This is a genomic window from Ruegeria sp. CDSA021, from assembly GCF_059612325.1.
This window is the reverse complement of sequence record NZ_JBXWQJ010000031.1, coordinates 1-15059: the sequence shown is the minus strand read 5'-3', so window position 1 is coordinate 15059 and position 15059 is coordinate 1. Positions and strand designations below refer to the sequence as shown.

At 51.8% G+C, this 15059-nt stretch carries 11 protein-coding genes; 6 read left to right on the top strand and 5 right to left on the bottom strand.

Features of this window, described 5'->3' with window-relative positions:
- Positions 1-76: 76 nt before the first annotated feature.
- Both AC2FLD_RS21900 and AC2FLD_RS21895 read left to right on the top strand, forming a co-directional pair.
- A complete protein-coding gene (locus tag AC2FLD_RS21900; RefSeq protein ID WP_496674307.1) occupies positions 77-1669 on the top strand; it encodes a mechanosensitive ion channel family protein in 1593 nt (530 codons plus the stop codon).
- Between the two features lie 124 nt (positions 1670-1793).
- Positions 1794-2294, top strand: coding sequence for a hypothetical protein (locus tag AC2FLD_RS21895; protein WP_496674310.1), 501 nt, complete (start codon positions 1794-1796; stop codon positions 2292-2294).
- Between the two features lie 11 nt (positions 2295-2305).
- Here AC2FLD_RS21895 and AC2FLD_RS21890 read toward each other — a convergent pair whose 3' ends face one another.
- Together AC2FLD_RS21890 and AC2FLD_RS21885 are read right to left on the bottom strand one after the other, a co-directional pair.
- Positions 2306-5050 (bottom strand): AsmA family protein, encoded by a 2745-nt coding sequence (locus tag AC2FLD_RS21890; RefSeq protein WP_496674312.1) that lies wholly within the window; start codon positions 5048-5050, stop codon positions 2306-2308.
- Between the two features lie 112 nt (positions 5051-5162).
- Positions 5163-6788 carry a L,D-transpeptidase family protein gene (locus AC2FLD_RS21885; RefSeq protein ID WP_496674315.1) on the bottom strand — a complete coding sequence of 542 codons (1626 nt, stop codon included), beginning with the start codon at positions 6786-6788 and terminating at the stop codon, positions 5163-5165.
- 228 nt (positions 6789-7016) lie between these two features.
- On the opposite strand from AC2FLD_RS21885, the gene AC2FLD_RS21880 reads away from it, so the two are divergent.
- A complete protein-coding gene (locus AC2FLD_RS21880; RefSeq protein ID WP_496674317.1) occupies positions 7017-7712 on the top strand; it encodes an alpha/beta fold hydrolase in 696 nt (231 codons plus the stop codon).
- A gap of 428 nt (positions 7713-8140) precedes the next feature.
- Here AC2FLD_RS21880 and AC2FLD_RS21875 read toward each other — a convergent pair whose 3' ends face one another.
- Both AC2FLD_RS21875 and AC2FLD_RS21870 read right to left on the bottom strand, forming a co-directional pair.
- Positions 8141-8344 (bottom strand): hypothetical protein, encoded by a 204-nt coding sequence (locus AC2FLD_RS21875; RefSeq protein ID WP_496674319.1) that lies wholly within the window; start codon positions 8342-8344, stop codon positions 8141-8143.
- Positions 8345-8473: 129 nt separating this feature from the next.
- Positions 8474-8893 carry a hypothetical protein gene (locus AC2FLD_RS21870; RefSeq protein ID WP_496674322.1) on the bottom strand — a complete coding sequence of 140 codons (420 nt, stop codon included), beginning with the start codon at positions 8891-8893 and terminating at the stop codon, positions 8474-8476.
- Between the two features lie 655 nt (positions 8894-9548).
- Here AC2FLD_RS21870 and AC2FLD_RS21865 point away from each other — a divergent pair.
- Entirely contained in the window at positions 9549-10061 is a 513-nt protein-coding gene (locus AC2FLD_RS21865) for a TetR/AcrR family transcriptional regulator (RefSeq protein ID WP_496674324.1), read from the top strand.
- Between the two features lie 122 nt (positions 10062-10183).
- Positions 10184-11290 (top strand): alkene reductase, encoded by a 1107-nt coding sequence (locus AC2FLD_RS21860; RefSeq protein WP_496674326.1) that lies wholly within the window; start codon positions 10184-10186, stop codon positions 11288-11290.
- A 642-nt stretch (positions 11291-11932) separates the two neighbouring features.
- Here AC2FLD_RS21860 and AC2FLD_RS21855 read toward each other — a convergent pair.
- Entirely contained in the window at positions 11933-13465 is a 1533-nt protein-coding gene (locus AC2FLD_RS21855; RefSeq protein WP_496674329.1) for a phospholipase D family protein, read from the bottom strand.
- A 336-nt stretch (positions 13466-13801) separates the two neighbouring features.
- Between AC2FLD_RS21855 and AC2FLD_RS21850 the strand changes: the two genes are divergently transcribed.
- Positions 13802-14569 (top strand): SdiA-regulated/phytase-like domain-containing protein, encoded by a 768-nt coding sequence (locus AC2FLD_RS21850; protein ID WP_496674332.1) that lies wholly within the window; start codon positions 13802-13804, stop codon positions 14567-14569.
- The last annotated feature ends 490 nt before the right edge of the window (positions 14570-15059 follow it).

The following is a 15059-nucleotide window of genomic DNA, read 5'->3' as shown; positions in this document are numbered from 1 at the left end:
TTGGCAGTTACGATGAGCCAGAAACCCTCTCTTATCAAATCGACCTAAACTGTCCCATGGGCGCTGACGTCAGACAATGATGTCCTTCCTGCTTTTTTGCAGTGTAGCCTCGGCCCAGTCAGAAGAAGTTTTGCTGCCACAGCAGGAGCGAGAAGATCCCGAATTCATAGCACCTGTTGTTGTCGATGGGGATGAACTTTTTGTCGTCCGCGGATCCAGCGCATTGCCCGCAACGGACAGGGCCGCAAAGATTGAAGAAAGAATTGCTCAGGCCGCGGAAAAATCAGAGAGCAAAACGGTCGACATCCAAATCTCTCGGGCTGAATTTGGACAACTCGTACGCGTCGACGGCCATATGGTCACTATTACCACTCAGGCTGACGCAGACCACGAACAGATGGACATTGAAGTTCTGGCCGGGCTGCAAGCAGAGGCCATCGAAAATGCCATATTAAAGTACCGGGAAGCGCGATCCAACGAAGGCCGCGTTGACAGCGCGCTGGCCGCTGTAGCTTGGACAGCAATATTTGCACTGGTGTCATACTTCTTCTTTGCCAAACGGAAGAAGTTTCTAGGCTACATTAGAAACAACCTCGAGAAGAGAGCGGAAAGCGTAGAAGAGGCTACCAAGTCGATCTTACGAAGTCGAGCAATTGCATCCATCATCGTTTATTCAATTCATGCTTTGATGTGGGTGCTGTTTCTGTTCTTTTTCTACTACTACCTGTCCTTGGTATTGCTGTCGTTCGCGGAAACCCAGGCCATCGCTCAAGTTCTTCTCAAGTACGTCAGTGAGCCATTGATAAATGTTGTGCTGGCTGTCGTTGGGTACATCCCAAATCTGATCATGCTGGTAATTATTGCAACCTTATGTCGATTTGCGATCCGGGGCCTCGATCTGTTCTTTGACAACCTGGAGAACGGTGCATTCGAAATCAAAGATTTCGAGGCGCATTGGATCGCGCCGACGAACATGCTGTTCAGGGCTTTGGTCATCGTGATCGCACTGGTGTTCGCTTACCCATACATTCCGGGCTCAGGTTCCCGGGCGTTTCAAGGTCTGACAATTCTTGCCGGTATCATGGTCTCGTTAGGGTCCAACACGGTTGTGTCAAACATGATGGCAGGTCTGTTTGTCATCTATCGGCGCAGCACGAATGTTGGTGATCGAATAATGGTCGGAGACAAGATAGGGGACGTGACCGAAATCAAGCTCATGGAAACACTTATCAAGTCCATCAAAAATGAAATGATCAGTATTCCAAATGCCCAGTTGTTGAACTCAGAGGTCGTGAATTATTCGCGAAAAGTCGATGGTCGAGGCCTTGTCGTTCACACAACGGTCGGGATCGGGTACGAGGAGCCGCCAAAAAAAATTACAGCAATGTTGATAGAGGCGGCTCATCGCACACAGGGATTGAGAAAAAGCCCGGAACCTTTTGTGCTTTGGACACAGTTGGCCGACTACGCAATCAATTACGAAATTAACGCATACACGTCTCGGGGATCGAGTTTGCCTAAGATTCTGTCTGATCTACACCAAAACATCGTGGAAGTGTTCAACGAGAACGGTACGCAAATTATGACACCGTCCTACATGGCTGACCCGCCAAGTCCTAAGATTCCCACTGAGGAATGGGATGGAAAGCTTGCTCAAATAGCGGAGTAAAAGAATATTACGTCCACATTGGGCCCACTTAACTCCGTCACTGCGGTTCGATGGATTAGTTTGATTGATCCAGAGCAATGGGTAAGATCAACGAGGTAGTCTTAAAAGCGTTTTGGGGTGTCAGATGAGCAGAGGGTTGCTGACCGTAATAGTAGTGCTTTTCGCGGGTGCCGCTCTTGCCGCTGGTATGGAGCGGTGGGGTGAGTCCGGCGACTGGACAATTTTAATCGATCCTGAGAAAGGAAATGGCTGCCTCGCGTGGAAACCCTTCGAAGGCGACATGACAGTTGAGATTGGCGTCGCACCCAATCAGGCTGGCGGCTTCTTCGCCGCTTATAATCCGACCTGGGTTCAGATTGAGGACGGATCGACCGGCATCGTGAACTTTGATTTTGGTGACGCAAAGTTTGAAGGCGAAGCCGTAGGTGTTTTTAAGAATGGCGTCCCCGGGGGGTATGCCTTTTTCGACAACCCTGCGTTTGTAACCGAATTTGGAAAGCGCCAAAGCGTCACGATAAGTGGTGAAAGTGGAACCGAAGTAGAACTTGATCTGAGTGGGTCTTCGAAAGCCATCGAGGCCGTTTTGGCATGTCAAGCAGAACAGCCGGAACCACTCAAGAACTAGGTCGTGACCGACTATTGAAGTTGATTAATATCTGGCACGCACGGTTGCCTGTCTGCTGGCATCGCATCAGCGCCTTCCGGAGCCTTGTTTCTGGATCCGCCCACATCCAACTTGAACTTCGGTGACGAAAGTTGGCCAGTCACATCAAATGGCCACGCGCTACGGGATAACGGTTTGCCAACTCGACGTGGTTCCGCCCTGATCGCAATAGTATCTTTGACCCAATCCACTTGGCCTTTGGCCACCAATTGAACAGAACCCGTTTCAACCACGATAGAATCTGAGCTTACCCGGCCGACTTCGATCTTAATTGGTGCCACAACGCATGTTATGTCCGTGTAACCTTGACGGAGTTCCTCTGAGAACAGCCAAGGGAAAATACCAAGCCCTGCCAACTCCAGAAGGCTGGTGCTGACATAGCCTTGTGACATCGACAAAGAAGCATTGCCGCGCATGGAATTCACAAACGCCTTGCCCGACGCTGTATTGCCTGAAACATTGAACTCACCACTCAAACGCCCATATGCATCTATCCCGATACCCAGTTCATCGAGAATTTCTCCGAATTCCCATCCCGAGGTTGACCCCGACACGGAGAGCCAATCAGGTGAGTCAATCAAATCCATCACTGCCCGTAGGCTGAAGTTTCCACCGCCATATGCCATCTGGAGCGGGCCAAAATCTACGGTCCCTTCTTTTGCAGACAATTGGCTGGAAACAGAAGTTACGCCTTGTTGGCCAACAATTTCCTTAAAGTCGATCTGTACCTCGACGTCAGCCTCTCTCAGTACGCGCTGCACATCTAGAAGATCGGCAGGCTTTCCTTTCTCCTTTGGTAAAACCAGGGGCAGTACGTTGGTTTCTTTCGGTAGAACTAAGGGCTGTACGTCGGTTTCAGGATCTTTTGAAGCGTCGCCTACCAAGCTTTTAAGCTGGTCCAGCGTAGCGGTCAGGTTTTTTAGATCGTTTAAATCGAGCCTTTTACTCGCAACGTTTCCGCGAACTACAGAAGCGCCCTCGGGAAATTTTGCATCCAAAGCGGCCAGAAGGTGTGACGAACCGGCTGCAAACTCAATTGAGGCAGTGAAGTCCTCGCCCTGCTTCGACGTCTCTGCATCGACGGCAAGTGCGCCAATCTCGACAGGTTGCAACTTGAGCGCAGTCAGAAAACTGGCTCCGTCGCTGACATCCAGTTCCACGTCAAAATCAAGACCTGACAGCCCTTTCAATTCGCTGACCGATAGCGCGAGGTCAAGCGCCCAAAGATCTGTGCCATAGGTGGTTGCGTTAAACCTGTTGAGCGAAACAGGCCCTCCTTCATTGGACAAGCTGAAGTCGGCATTTATGCCACCGAGCTGATCGACAAAATCTTCATCCATATTTGGCAAAATCAATTTGGCTGGCCCGTTGAGTGTGCCTTCGAAGGTCACGTCCTGAAGTTGAAGCAGGTCGAGAATTTCGCCGTTGGCATTTAGAATTGGGTCTTCAATGGGTCCGGCCTGTAAGGCGATGCCCAGCATGGCAAGCCGACCATCGGGCATTCGGCGAATGCGTTCGATAGAGGCTGGCCCGATCACGTCCAGGCCCTGGTCAAATGCGTTAGTTTGGAACAGAAGTTTCTCGAACTCGAATGACGAAAGTGATCCCACCATGTGCATTTCAAAGGCTGTAAACTTCAGCTCTTGGAAACTCTTTGCTGCGTTCGGCGGCTGCCCCTCAGGATACAGCCGAGCGTCAAATAACAGATCAACGCCCTGGGCTGTGTAGAGGTTTTCCATCGACCCTTCAGCTGTAAGTCGCTGTCCGTCCTCAAGGTTTACACTGGTCGTGAAAGTCTCGATTTTCAGAGCGTCCTGAGAAACAAGCTCTGCTTGCAGCTGGCCATTCCCTTCCAGAACGCGCTCCAGCCCAATGACTTCAAGAAAGTCACCGAACTCACCAGTGTCCATTTGCAAAACGGCACGATAGCCGCCACCCTCGTTTTCCGAAAAAGGTTCACCGTCATAGCTTACCGTCATTTCGCCAAAATTGGCACGCGTCGTAAATGATGCGCCATGAGGATAGTCACCCTCGATTTCGAAACTTTGACCGTTGACGGAGCCTGTCCCCGAGACCTTTGTTCTTTGCCCTTGGTCTACCTGTTCCAGAGCGAGAGACTGGAGGTCAAACACGAACGAAAAGCCAGAGGTTTGATCATCAATGTTCAACCCAATGGATGTGAAAGCTACATTCTTGTCGCTCAGAAATGAGAGGATCCCGCTACCTTCTGGGTCACTCCCATTGGATCCGCCTGTCTCAGTTATAGCCTCTTGATTGTCCTTTTCCGTGGCGTTTTCGGGTTCAGCTTTTGGCGTCGGTCGGCCTTTTCGCCAACTTGTAGTGCCGTCAGCAGCAGTAAGGAAATTCGCCTGGAGACCGTCAACGACGAGGTTGTCAAAGTGCAGACGCCGATTGGCCAAAGCAGCAACATCCAATTCCAGTTCCAGCAGGTTCAATTCTGCAAGAGATGTTTCCGGCATTGTTTGGCTCGGGATAACCACTCCGCCGACGTAAATGTGGGTAATGCGTCCAAGCGCGATACTTACATCGTCATTGACCACAATCGGTTGTCCGATTTGTTCAGAAAGGACTTTTTCAACCAGGTCACGTCGCATCCCCGAGAATAGCGGCGCAGCAAGTAGCAACCAAACAAATGCGATTGTTGCAAACACAAGTATTAAGACAATCCCAATTGTTCTAAACAGCCAAGTCCTCATGCATCCCCCTGTCGTCGCCTACGCGGTTTTGTCTATCTGCAATTAGGCGTTTGCCAAACTACTGGACAAGTTGGGCACATAATTCGCTTCTCGCGCGTCGCGCAATTCGTGCTCATCGGTCCAATGCTGCCAGGATACGAGCATCCCGCTCGTATGGGTCCTCGCGGAAATGAACGACCCCGTCTTCAACCCACGCTGTCCAGTATGTCAAAAGAACTGGCATTGGCTCAGGTAGATCAACGCGCGTTGTCTTCCCGCTATCCAGAATGGACTGCATCTTCTGTCGGCTCCAATCTGGCTCTCCCTCCATCAGAAGGCTCGCGAACTCGAACGGATACTCAAGGCGAACGCAGCCGGAACTGAGATTTCTCTCGTTTCGGTCAAAAAGGGTTTTGTCGTTTGTGTCGTGCAAGTACACAGCGTATTTGTTTGGAAACATGAACTTAACCAAACCCAGCGCATTGTCCGGGCCTGGTTGCTGAACCAGGGTCACGCCGGGGTTCTTCGCCCCCCAGTTTACAGCGTTTGGGGGGATTGTCTGACCATCCTTGTTCCGAACGACATAGTTGTTGCGTGTCAGATAGGCTGGATCCTTGCGGATGCGCGAAAGTTTGTCTTTACGAAAAATCGAGGCGGGAACGGTCCAGGTGGGATTGAATTCCATGTACTTAATTTCATCTCGAAACACTGGGGTCTTTCGGTAGGCTGAACCTGTGATTGATCTAGTGGTCCAAAGCGTGCCATCCGATGTGACCAAATATGTGCGGGCTCCTGCAATGTTCACCAGCACGAATTCGTCGTCGACTTCCCGCATAAGCCATCGGCCGCGTTCCAAGCTGAGACGCAGCTTGTTAATTCGATCTGCCACCGGTTTGTTTAGCGATGCGAACGTCTTACCGCCAATGACCCCATCGGCTTCTAATCCATGCCGACTCTGAAAAGATTTGACTAATTTCACCAAGCTATCGTCGTAAACCCAAGCTGGGTTTGTGCCGTTTTCGCCATCTTCAGAAGAACCGCTTGTTTCAACGTAGCCTTCTGCCGCCAACCTTTCGCGCAGCTTAGCGACGGCAGGATCTACCATTTCTGGTTTAAGAACGGTTTCATCCGGAACATTGGTCCAACCGCCCTGTAAAGCAATGGCCCTATACTTACTCAGTGCTTCGACAAGCATCGTATACTGCGCATTGTCGATATCGATGCGTTCGATTAACGCGCTAAAACCTTCACCTTGAAGAAACTGATTCAGGACAACGGCTGGGTCTTGTTGAATTACCGGTTTTGAGAAGTTCCAATCGTCGTCCAGTGCATTTGGGTCAACTTTCCCGAACACCAAATGATGAACCAGTTTCACGGCAGTGTCAGTTGCCAGAATATCGAACAATGCTTGATTAGAAACATCCCCACTTTGGGCGGCCCTAAATGCGGCTTGAAGCTCTGCTAAGTCAAAGTCTTCTGGTCTGAAACCCTGTTCTATTGCATTATCCAACTCATCAAAGAGTTCGTCCGACAATACATCGCGTGCCCACGCAGGAGTGAAGTCCCTCTCTTCGTAAAAACGCGGCACTAGGATCTCAGCATCCAAGCTCTTGCTGTCAGGTAGCGTGCTACTCACGTCCAACTTGGCACCGAGTAGAGAAGCAATCTGCTCTGATAGCTCGTTTGCGACACTTGGGTTGGGGAATATTGTTACCAATGCAGTTAGCGAAATCGCGACTAACGACTTAACGTGACCCACCAATACCTCCTGCGGCTTCGCTCTACATGCTGTCTCTATGAGGGAGGATACTCATACATAATGTATAATCAAATCGTAATTTATGATTTTAGTATGGCCATTTGATTAGAGGGTTCGAGAGCCGTGTGGATATGCAGGGGATCGGCGCTGAACGTCCAAACGATGATGTGGACGAGGCGGCCCTGTTGAATCTAATGTCATTACAGTATCGACGGAGTTGGGCGGGTTATGGCGACATTTGTTTTGGTCCATGGAGCGTGGCAAGGAGGATGGTGCTGGGCGCGCGTAGCCGCGCTTCTGCGCAGGGAGGGCCACGACGTTTTCACCCCGACACTGACGGGGTTGGGTGAACGTGCTCACCTTGTGAGTGACGAAACCGATCTGGCCATGCATATCGAGGATGTCCTGGGGGTGATCACGTGCGAAGAACTCTCCGACATTGTTTTGTGCGGTCATAGCTATGGCGGCATGGTTGTCACCGGAGTCGCGGATAGAGCGTCCGACCAAATTCGCTCACTTGTCTTCCTCGATGCGCTCGTGCCGGGCGATGGGCAGGCTGCCTTGGACGTTTTGCCTGCGGATATCGCGACAGGGCTTCGTGATAGTGCCGTCGATGGTAAAGTCGCGCCGGGCCCAGCGGAGGCTTTTTCGGTGAATGGAGCAGACTGTGCGTGGGTGGACCGCCGAACTGTCGCGCAACCACTCAAGACATTTGAGCAACCGATTCAACTGGTGAGCGGCGGAGCCAAGGTGTTAAAGAGGACCTACATCTATGCCACTGGCTGGGTTCCAGGGCTTGGCCAACCGTTTTTCGAGCGATATCAGCATCAGCCGGGGTGGACGGCGATTTCGGTGCCATTCGGTCACTACGTGATGATCGATAGGCCTGACGACTTGGCCCGAATGCTAATGTCCGCAATTTGAAGGTGGCCACCGGGTCCTGCACGAGCGCGTGGACAGCGAAATTACCCGCGTAGGAATAGTAATTGCATCCATCCCGATTGTCCTACTTCAACCAGCGCTTCGGGCGAGATGCGCCGCAGCTCCGCATGTGATTCCGCGTCTCAACTGATCAGCTGGCCTTGATCTCGATGCACCATCTTCGGTCGTCTCATTGGGCCCTTCTTCTGACATTCCCCTTTGTATCTGACGCTCTCGGTCAATTGGCTAACTTTGCGTAATACTTCATCGCCCTAGGAAAGCCAGTTCTCTGGCGTGCGAGCGCATCTTCCGGAGAGGCTCTAATATTGCAAACAACCTCGTCCTTCCGTGCAAGTAGTTTGCAACTGCGCAGAAAGACGAGAGCTCAGCACCGATGCTCCTCATTGTTCGTTTTGTTGGGTGTCATCTGGCTACACATCCTGCTCATTGTCAGACGTTGCTTCAATCTCCCGAACTGCCAACCCGGCGATTTTTTGAACCAGATACCAAACGCTGCTTCGGCGCGTGTGACCCTTGATCCAGCCTGTGACATCCTTGGCAGGGATACCGAGATGCGGTGCTTCATCTTCAGAAACTCGGACCTTGTGGTCAGAGATGTCAGAGAGCCCGGACATGTTTCCTGGACGGGCCTCCGCGATTGGAGTAAGTGCCCTGATCTTGCTATTCTTGCCGGAGGCAGAAAAAGCAGGGGAGGCACGAATTTGCCAGATGCTGTACGACGTATGAGTGACCAAAAGCTAACACTAAGCTGCCATCAGACCACCAGCTTCGCCTGCGATATCGACTATGCAGTCATCGCCGGTCTGTATGCGATTTGCCGGGCTTTCCCCTCCGAGTTCCAATTTGGGTGAAGTTAACCAGAACGCGCATTGCCATGGGGTCATTTCACGTGGCAGGGCTTTCAACACTTTTTCCATCAAAGGAAGCGGGGTTCCATCCTCAGCAAACTGGAAAGATGGATAGGCGTTGGCCCCTTTGTAAGGCAAAGAAAGTACCTTCCCGGTTCGTGTCCAGATGTCGGCTATCCGCGTGATCTGCCAAGAGCCCTTCTGCCATTGTGCGTGCACGCCGGCATCGTCCAGCAACGGATACTCACGCGCAAAATCATCCATCCGGATGTCATTGACAGCGCAACAATGCCCCTCGAAATTATGCAAATACATCTACTTACTCACTGAACTCACTAACAACTCATGAAACGATACTGCCAAAAGTCCTTTCTAGCCAAAGTTAAGAAGTTCACATTGGGCAAACTTAACTTCAGCTAACCTCGCCTTTTTTAACCTAGCGCGCTGAAATTATTGTTGGTTTGCTTACAATGGCCCGCCGTACTGATGCTCGTAAAACCAGTTCTGAATTCGTGGCTTTGTTACTCATTGGGGTGGTAATCCTCACAAGCTGAGGGCATTGGCCATGGATCTACCGAACCAATCTCTGGTTTGTGAGGGATCAACAACAACGCATTGGACAAAGCCACAAATCAATCTGTCCAGTGTTGGAAACTAGTACTGAGGGTGGACTCTCTTTTCTACGATCTCGATCCTCTTCTTCTGACACTCTCGCAAAAAGACAAAAGGTCCCGATCCTAAGACTTGCGTGACACCAAGCGGGATGGGGAGGTTTTGAATTTCTACCGACCTAAATTCCTTTCTCTGGTCACAATACGGACTGACCATTCCAAAAATTCTCTACCGCCACCTTGAATTTCTGGACCGACCATTCCACATCTTGTTCATGAGCAAAGAAACTCACGCAGTTGGCGACATCAAATCACCCGCAGGCCCGGGTAGGCCTCGCGCCTTTGACGAAGCTGAGGCTTTGGAAAAAGCCTTGTGCGTTTTTTGGCACAAGGGCTACGAGACCGCATCTGTGGATGATCTGACCAACGCCATGGGTTTGAGCCGGTCCAGCTTCTATGGAACGTTCGGCAACAAGCAGGCTTTGTTTCACAAAGCTCTCAGGCACTATTCAAGGCGTGGTTTAAAAAATCTGCGTGACGTTGCAGATGCGGGCGGAAATGACCCCGTTGGTGCGATAATGGAAGCTTTGGCGAACCCACAAGGTGGTCGTGACGGCTGCATGCTGATCAATTGCCTTACGGAGCTTGCTCCTCATGATGATGAAGTGGCGGCTCTCGGGCGACAGCATTTGGAGAGTATTGACGAGATTATTGCAAGAGCGCTTGAGCCTTCGGATCCGGGACAGGTACTCGACAAGGCACGCGCCTTTGCCTCCCTTGCAATTGGCACGCTAGCCTTGCGTAAGGCGGGCGTTCCCGATGAGCAGATATCGCAAACCCTGAAACAAGCCCGGTTGGTGATTTCGCCATGAGGCCCCCCGCCACCATAAGGAAATGAAACCTAACACAAACTCAAACAAGAGACAGTGACCCTAATATTGGACTGATTGGTCCAATAATTTCTGAACGAAGTTTACCAAAGAAGGAAGCAGCAATGGCTGATGAAAAACTGTTCTCCGGCATCAAAGCTGGTGCAATCGAGCTGAAAAACCGCATTGTCATGGCGCCACTGACCCGCAACCGGGCAAGAGCCGAGGATGACAGCGTCCATGAATTGCAGGCCAAGTACTACGCGCAGCGGGCAGGTGCTGGATTGATCATCACGGAAGCATCGCAAATCTCGCCCCAAGGAAAAGGCTATGCCTGGACGCCCGGCATTTATTCCGAAGCACAGATCGACGGCTGGAAAAAAGTGACTGAGGCCGTCCATGCCAAGGACGGGAAGATCGTAATCCAGCTTTGGCATGTGGGCCGGATTTCGCATACCAGCTTGCAGCACGATGGTGGCGCCCCTGTTGCACCATCCGCAATTGGCGCTAAGGCCAAGACGTTTGATGGTGAGCAGTTTGTTGAAACATCTGAACCGCGGGCTCTGACCATCGATGAAATTTCTGGCATCGTTGCCGACTACCGGAGGGCCGCGGAAAACGCCAAAGAGGCCGGTTTCGACGGTGTCGAGGTCCACGCAGCCAACGGATACCTTATCGATCAATTCCTGCGGGACGAATCCAACAAGCGTGAAGACGAATATGGCGGTCCAGTCGAGAATAGAGCACGGTTCCTGAAAGAGGTCATGGACGTGGTTGTCGATGTCTGGGGCGCCGACCGCGTTGGTGTCCGCCTCAGCCCATTTTCGGACGCCAACAACATCTCCGACAGCGACCCGCAGGCGACATTCACCCATGCGGTCAAATTGCTGAATGGCTATGGGCTGGCCTATCTCCATCTTGTGGAGGGACAGACCGGCGGCCCGCGCGATATTCCGGAAGGTGGCGATCTGAAGGCGCTCTATGAATTGTTTGACGGTGCGAAAATGGGCAACAACGCTTACGACCGAGACATGGCGATTGAAGCGGTTGATACCGGCGCCGTCGATCTGGTGGCCTTTGGCCGGCCGTTTATTTCCAACCCGGATCTTGTCAACCGGCTGGAGAAAGACGCCGCACTGAATGAGCTCGATCCAGCCACTCTCTACGGCGGAAATGAAAAAGGGTACATCGACTACCCGGCACTGGAAGAGGAAGCTGTTGCCGCAGAGTAATGCATCGCTCTTAACCCTGTAGTGACAGGCAATACCAAGCAAAGTGAGCGCGCCAGTTTTGGACACGCTCACCTAGCGGTTACGGCTATATCCATTCTTGAAGCGGGAAGCTATCACAAGCCCGCGAATGAACTGCTTCCCTATGATCAGGGTTGGATATTTCCAATCAGAATGCACTCTTGATTGAGAGGCGCCCAGTTTTAGTTGAAGAAGATGTACGATTACTATCACGAGTTTGCACTGTTTCGCGGAAATGGTGCGGATAGCTTTTGTTGGGTTTTCCTTGTCCGAGTCGCCGCCTTTGGGCTCAGCTTGCGCTAAACTTGCGACGCAAATGCTCAGCCAGCGCTGTTATGCGTCGGGGTTGTATCCGGCTGAGCGGAAACATCATTTGCAAAGGTTTCGTTGGTGGGAGGAAGTCGCACAATACAGAAACAAGTCTGCCAGATCGAACATCGTTGCCGACATCAAGCTCCGACTTTGAGACGACACCATGGCCTGCAATCGCCTAGATGTAAGCGAGATTGTTTTCTATTGAAGGTCGCCCAAGCGAGGTGCTGAAATGCTTCAGAGCGAAATCCCTTTCAGTCTAGTCGTGTCCCCAAGTAGGGAGACAAGCCGTCAAAGTATTTCCCAACAAACCTAAAGCTGGGACCCAATTGGTAAAATACTTAGGAAACCGGAAACTATGTGATCCCAGGCTGATCCTGTCGGTTCGGATTGATATTCAAGGACGTTGCCATCATCATCTCTTGTCGTCCATTTAAGCTGACCAGCTTGCTCGAGTGTCACGTTATATGTGTATGCGGGTAGCGCGTCGTCCAAGGCACCCATGGTCTGTGCAGTCAATGCTGGCGAGTCAATCAGAATTCCCATCTCGGTGTTGATGTTGACAGATCGTGGGTCCCAGTTGAACGACCCTACGAACAAGTACCGGTCATCAACTGCAAATGCTTTGGAGTGCAGGCCTGACCTTGATTGAGCCCAGTTAATACCGCGGCGTTGGACCTGATAGGCATCGGGTCGCAGCTCATAGAGTTCTACTCCACCGCGTAGAAGTGCTCGGCGTTTCTTGGCGTAGTGCGCGTAAACGGGTGCGACGTCGTTAGATGCAAGCGAATTGGTTACGACCATTACGTCGACCCCGCGGTTCTCCAGTTCTGTCAGCCATTTCACACCGTTGTTGCGCGGCACGAAATATGCGGACACGATATTCACCTCACTGTTGGCATTCTCAAAATATGGAAGCAACTGAGATGCCAGAACGGGGTCTGAATTCTCTAGACCCGCTGCTTTTGAAGGCGGATCAGCATAAAGTTTCGCAGGCAGCCAATCCAGTGACAGGGCTCCATCTGCGAAGTTCGCTTTTGCTGACTTTCTGAGGGCTGCGCCGTACTGCGTTTGCTTCGCTTCCTCGACGAGTTCATTTAACCTGCTTCGTGCATCGCTAAGGTCAAATTCTTCGGGTTCTCCAACGACCACGTTGGCCGGGACGGCGAACTCACTGTTCCAGTAAGTGTCAAAGCTACGTGACACCTCGCGTACAACGGGGCCTGCGGCCAGCACGTCTAGATCAGCGTAGTTCATTTCTTCCCGCGCCAGAAAATACTCGGCACCGATGTTTCTCCCACCGACAATCGTGAACACGTTGTCTGCCGTCATGGACTTGTTGTGCATTCTGCGATTGATGCGTTTGAAATCTGTCAGACCCGCGATCAGAAGGCTCTGATCTCGCCAGAACGGATTGAACAGCCTAATTTCAATATTCTTGTGATCGTCCAATGCGGCCGTCATCGCGTCATAGCTAGACGTATCCATGTCATCCAGCAACAATCGGACACGAACACCCCGATCTGCTGCCTGCAAAAGACTGGCCGCAAAAAGGTGGCCCGTGGGGTCGTTGTGCAGAAGGTAGTATTGCGCGTCTATCGTTTGCTCGGCCGCAGCGGCCATCAGCAGCCGTGAAACGAGCGCTTCTTCTCCGTCACTGATCAGCTTGATGCCTGATCGTCCGTCTTTGGGGTCCCCAAGGCGATTGGCCGCCTGACCCAAAGCTGTGCCCGAATTTGCCGGTAACGCAGCCGATGCCGTCTTTTCATATGTGCGGTTTTTTGGAGCGCAAGCGACAAGAAACAGCGCACAACAAACACTAACCACGAACTTCAATTGCGCCATAGGCTTCCTCCAACCCCATGCCTTAGGTGACTACGCGCAAGCATGCGATTGCAAGTTTCTTCTATGGAGCTTGAGGTTGTTTCGTTTGTTAGTGTTGATTTCGCAAATCCGACAAACGCCATGTTGTCCGTTCGCGAATTTTTCGCAAACCCAGTTCAAACGTACCCGGCACAACCCAAATGCATCGAACCACACCGTTCGCAACCAGTTTCCGCGTTCTAAGTCTCTCTGTTCTGATAATGTGATGCTCTCTGGTTTAAGGAGTGTAAGTACTCTTTGTATTGACCTGTCGCGATACTGCCCACCATTCTGAAGCAAATTTTAGGAGCATCCTGAGTGTTTGCGAGGACCATAGCCTTGCTGATCTGCACCGTGTCTTCCCCGGCCGTGGCATTGCAGCTCAGCGAAACCGGGCGCTACGAACTAAATCAACCCGCAAGTCTCGATTACGACCCAACCTTTTGTGGGTTGTGGATCGCGAATGAAGGTCCCGAGGCAGTTCTTGTCACATTGCAAGGCGATGAGTTGAGACGCATATCCAGCGATCTCTTCCGGATCAAAGCAATTGCTATTGAAGGGGATCACTTGTTGCTGGGAGATGGTCTTGGCAGGCTTCAACGAGTTACCAAGGACGGAGAGCCTTTAGGAGCGCCCTTTGAACTGGAAGGTGGATTTGCGGACACGGAAGGGATCGCGATCAATGCTATGGGGCAGATCGTGACCGTAGAAGACGACCCCGAACAATTGTCCTGGTTCACTTCAGAGGGAGCCCTCACGGCGAGGTTGGATACCATGAAACTCTCTCCTCCGTTAAGCGAGGCGCAGGGCATCGCGATTGATCCACGCACCGGCCACATGTTGATTGTTGATGACTGGGAAGGGTCAAACAGCCTGTATGAGTTCACGGCTGATGGCGAGCTGCTCGCCCAGAAAAGCTTGTTGGAGTTCGGAACCGATCCGGAAGGCATCGCTATCAGGCCGGGATCAAACCAACTGTTCGTGGCGTTCGACAGCGGAGCGAAGATTGTTACGTTCGACTACACACCCACCTTGCCTGAAGGATCAACGCCGCTGCCCTCGGGCGCAGATTGTATGATGTTCTAGGTGTTTAGTGACCTTCGAACGCCAACGATGATCAAGCGAGGAAACGGGGCCATCAAACACAAGTGCTGAGTTTCTTGCTGCGTTGGCTAATTCTGTAAGGTAGGAAGCCAGTGCCGCAAAGGTCTGCTCGCCCTCGCTGAGCACATCATGAACCTTGGCCTTTGGGTTGGCCTTGAGCTTAACCTCGGTTTGAGGCGAGCCAAATTTGCCTCCGGAGCGCGCGACCTCGACGCAAACACGGTTACGTGCTAGCGCGACAATCTCTTGTTGAAACCGGTCGCGCATGCCGGGTGTAATCAGATTGGCGGCAATCTCGTTTCTAGGCCGTGTGATTGCCGCCGTGGCTGTATTTCGCAAGCTGTTTTCAATTCGCGTAACGGCAGGACATTCTACAAGCCAAGTCGAGCTTTCCAAAGAGTGAGCCAGTGCTGCGTAGCCGTATTCAGCTACGCACCAAACAGGTCACAATGCGCCTTCGTCGCCAAGGAAC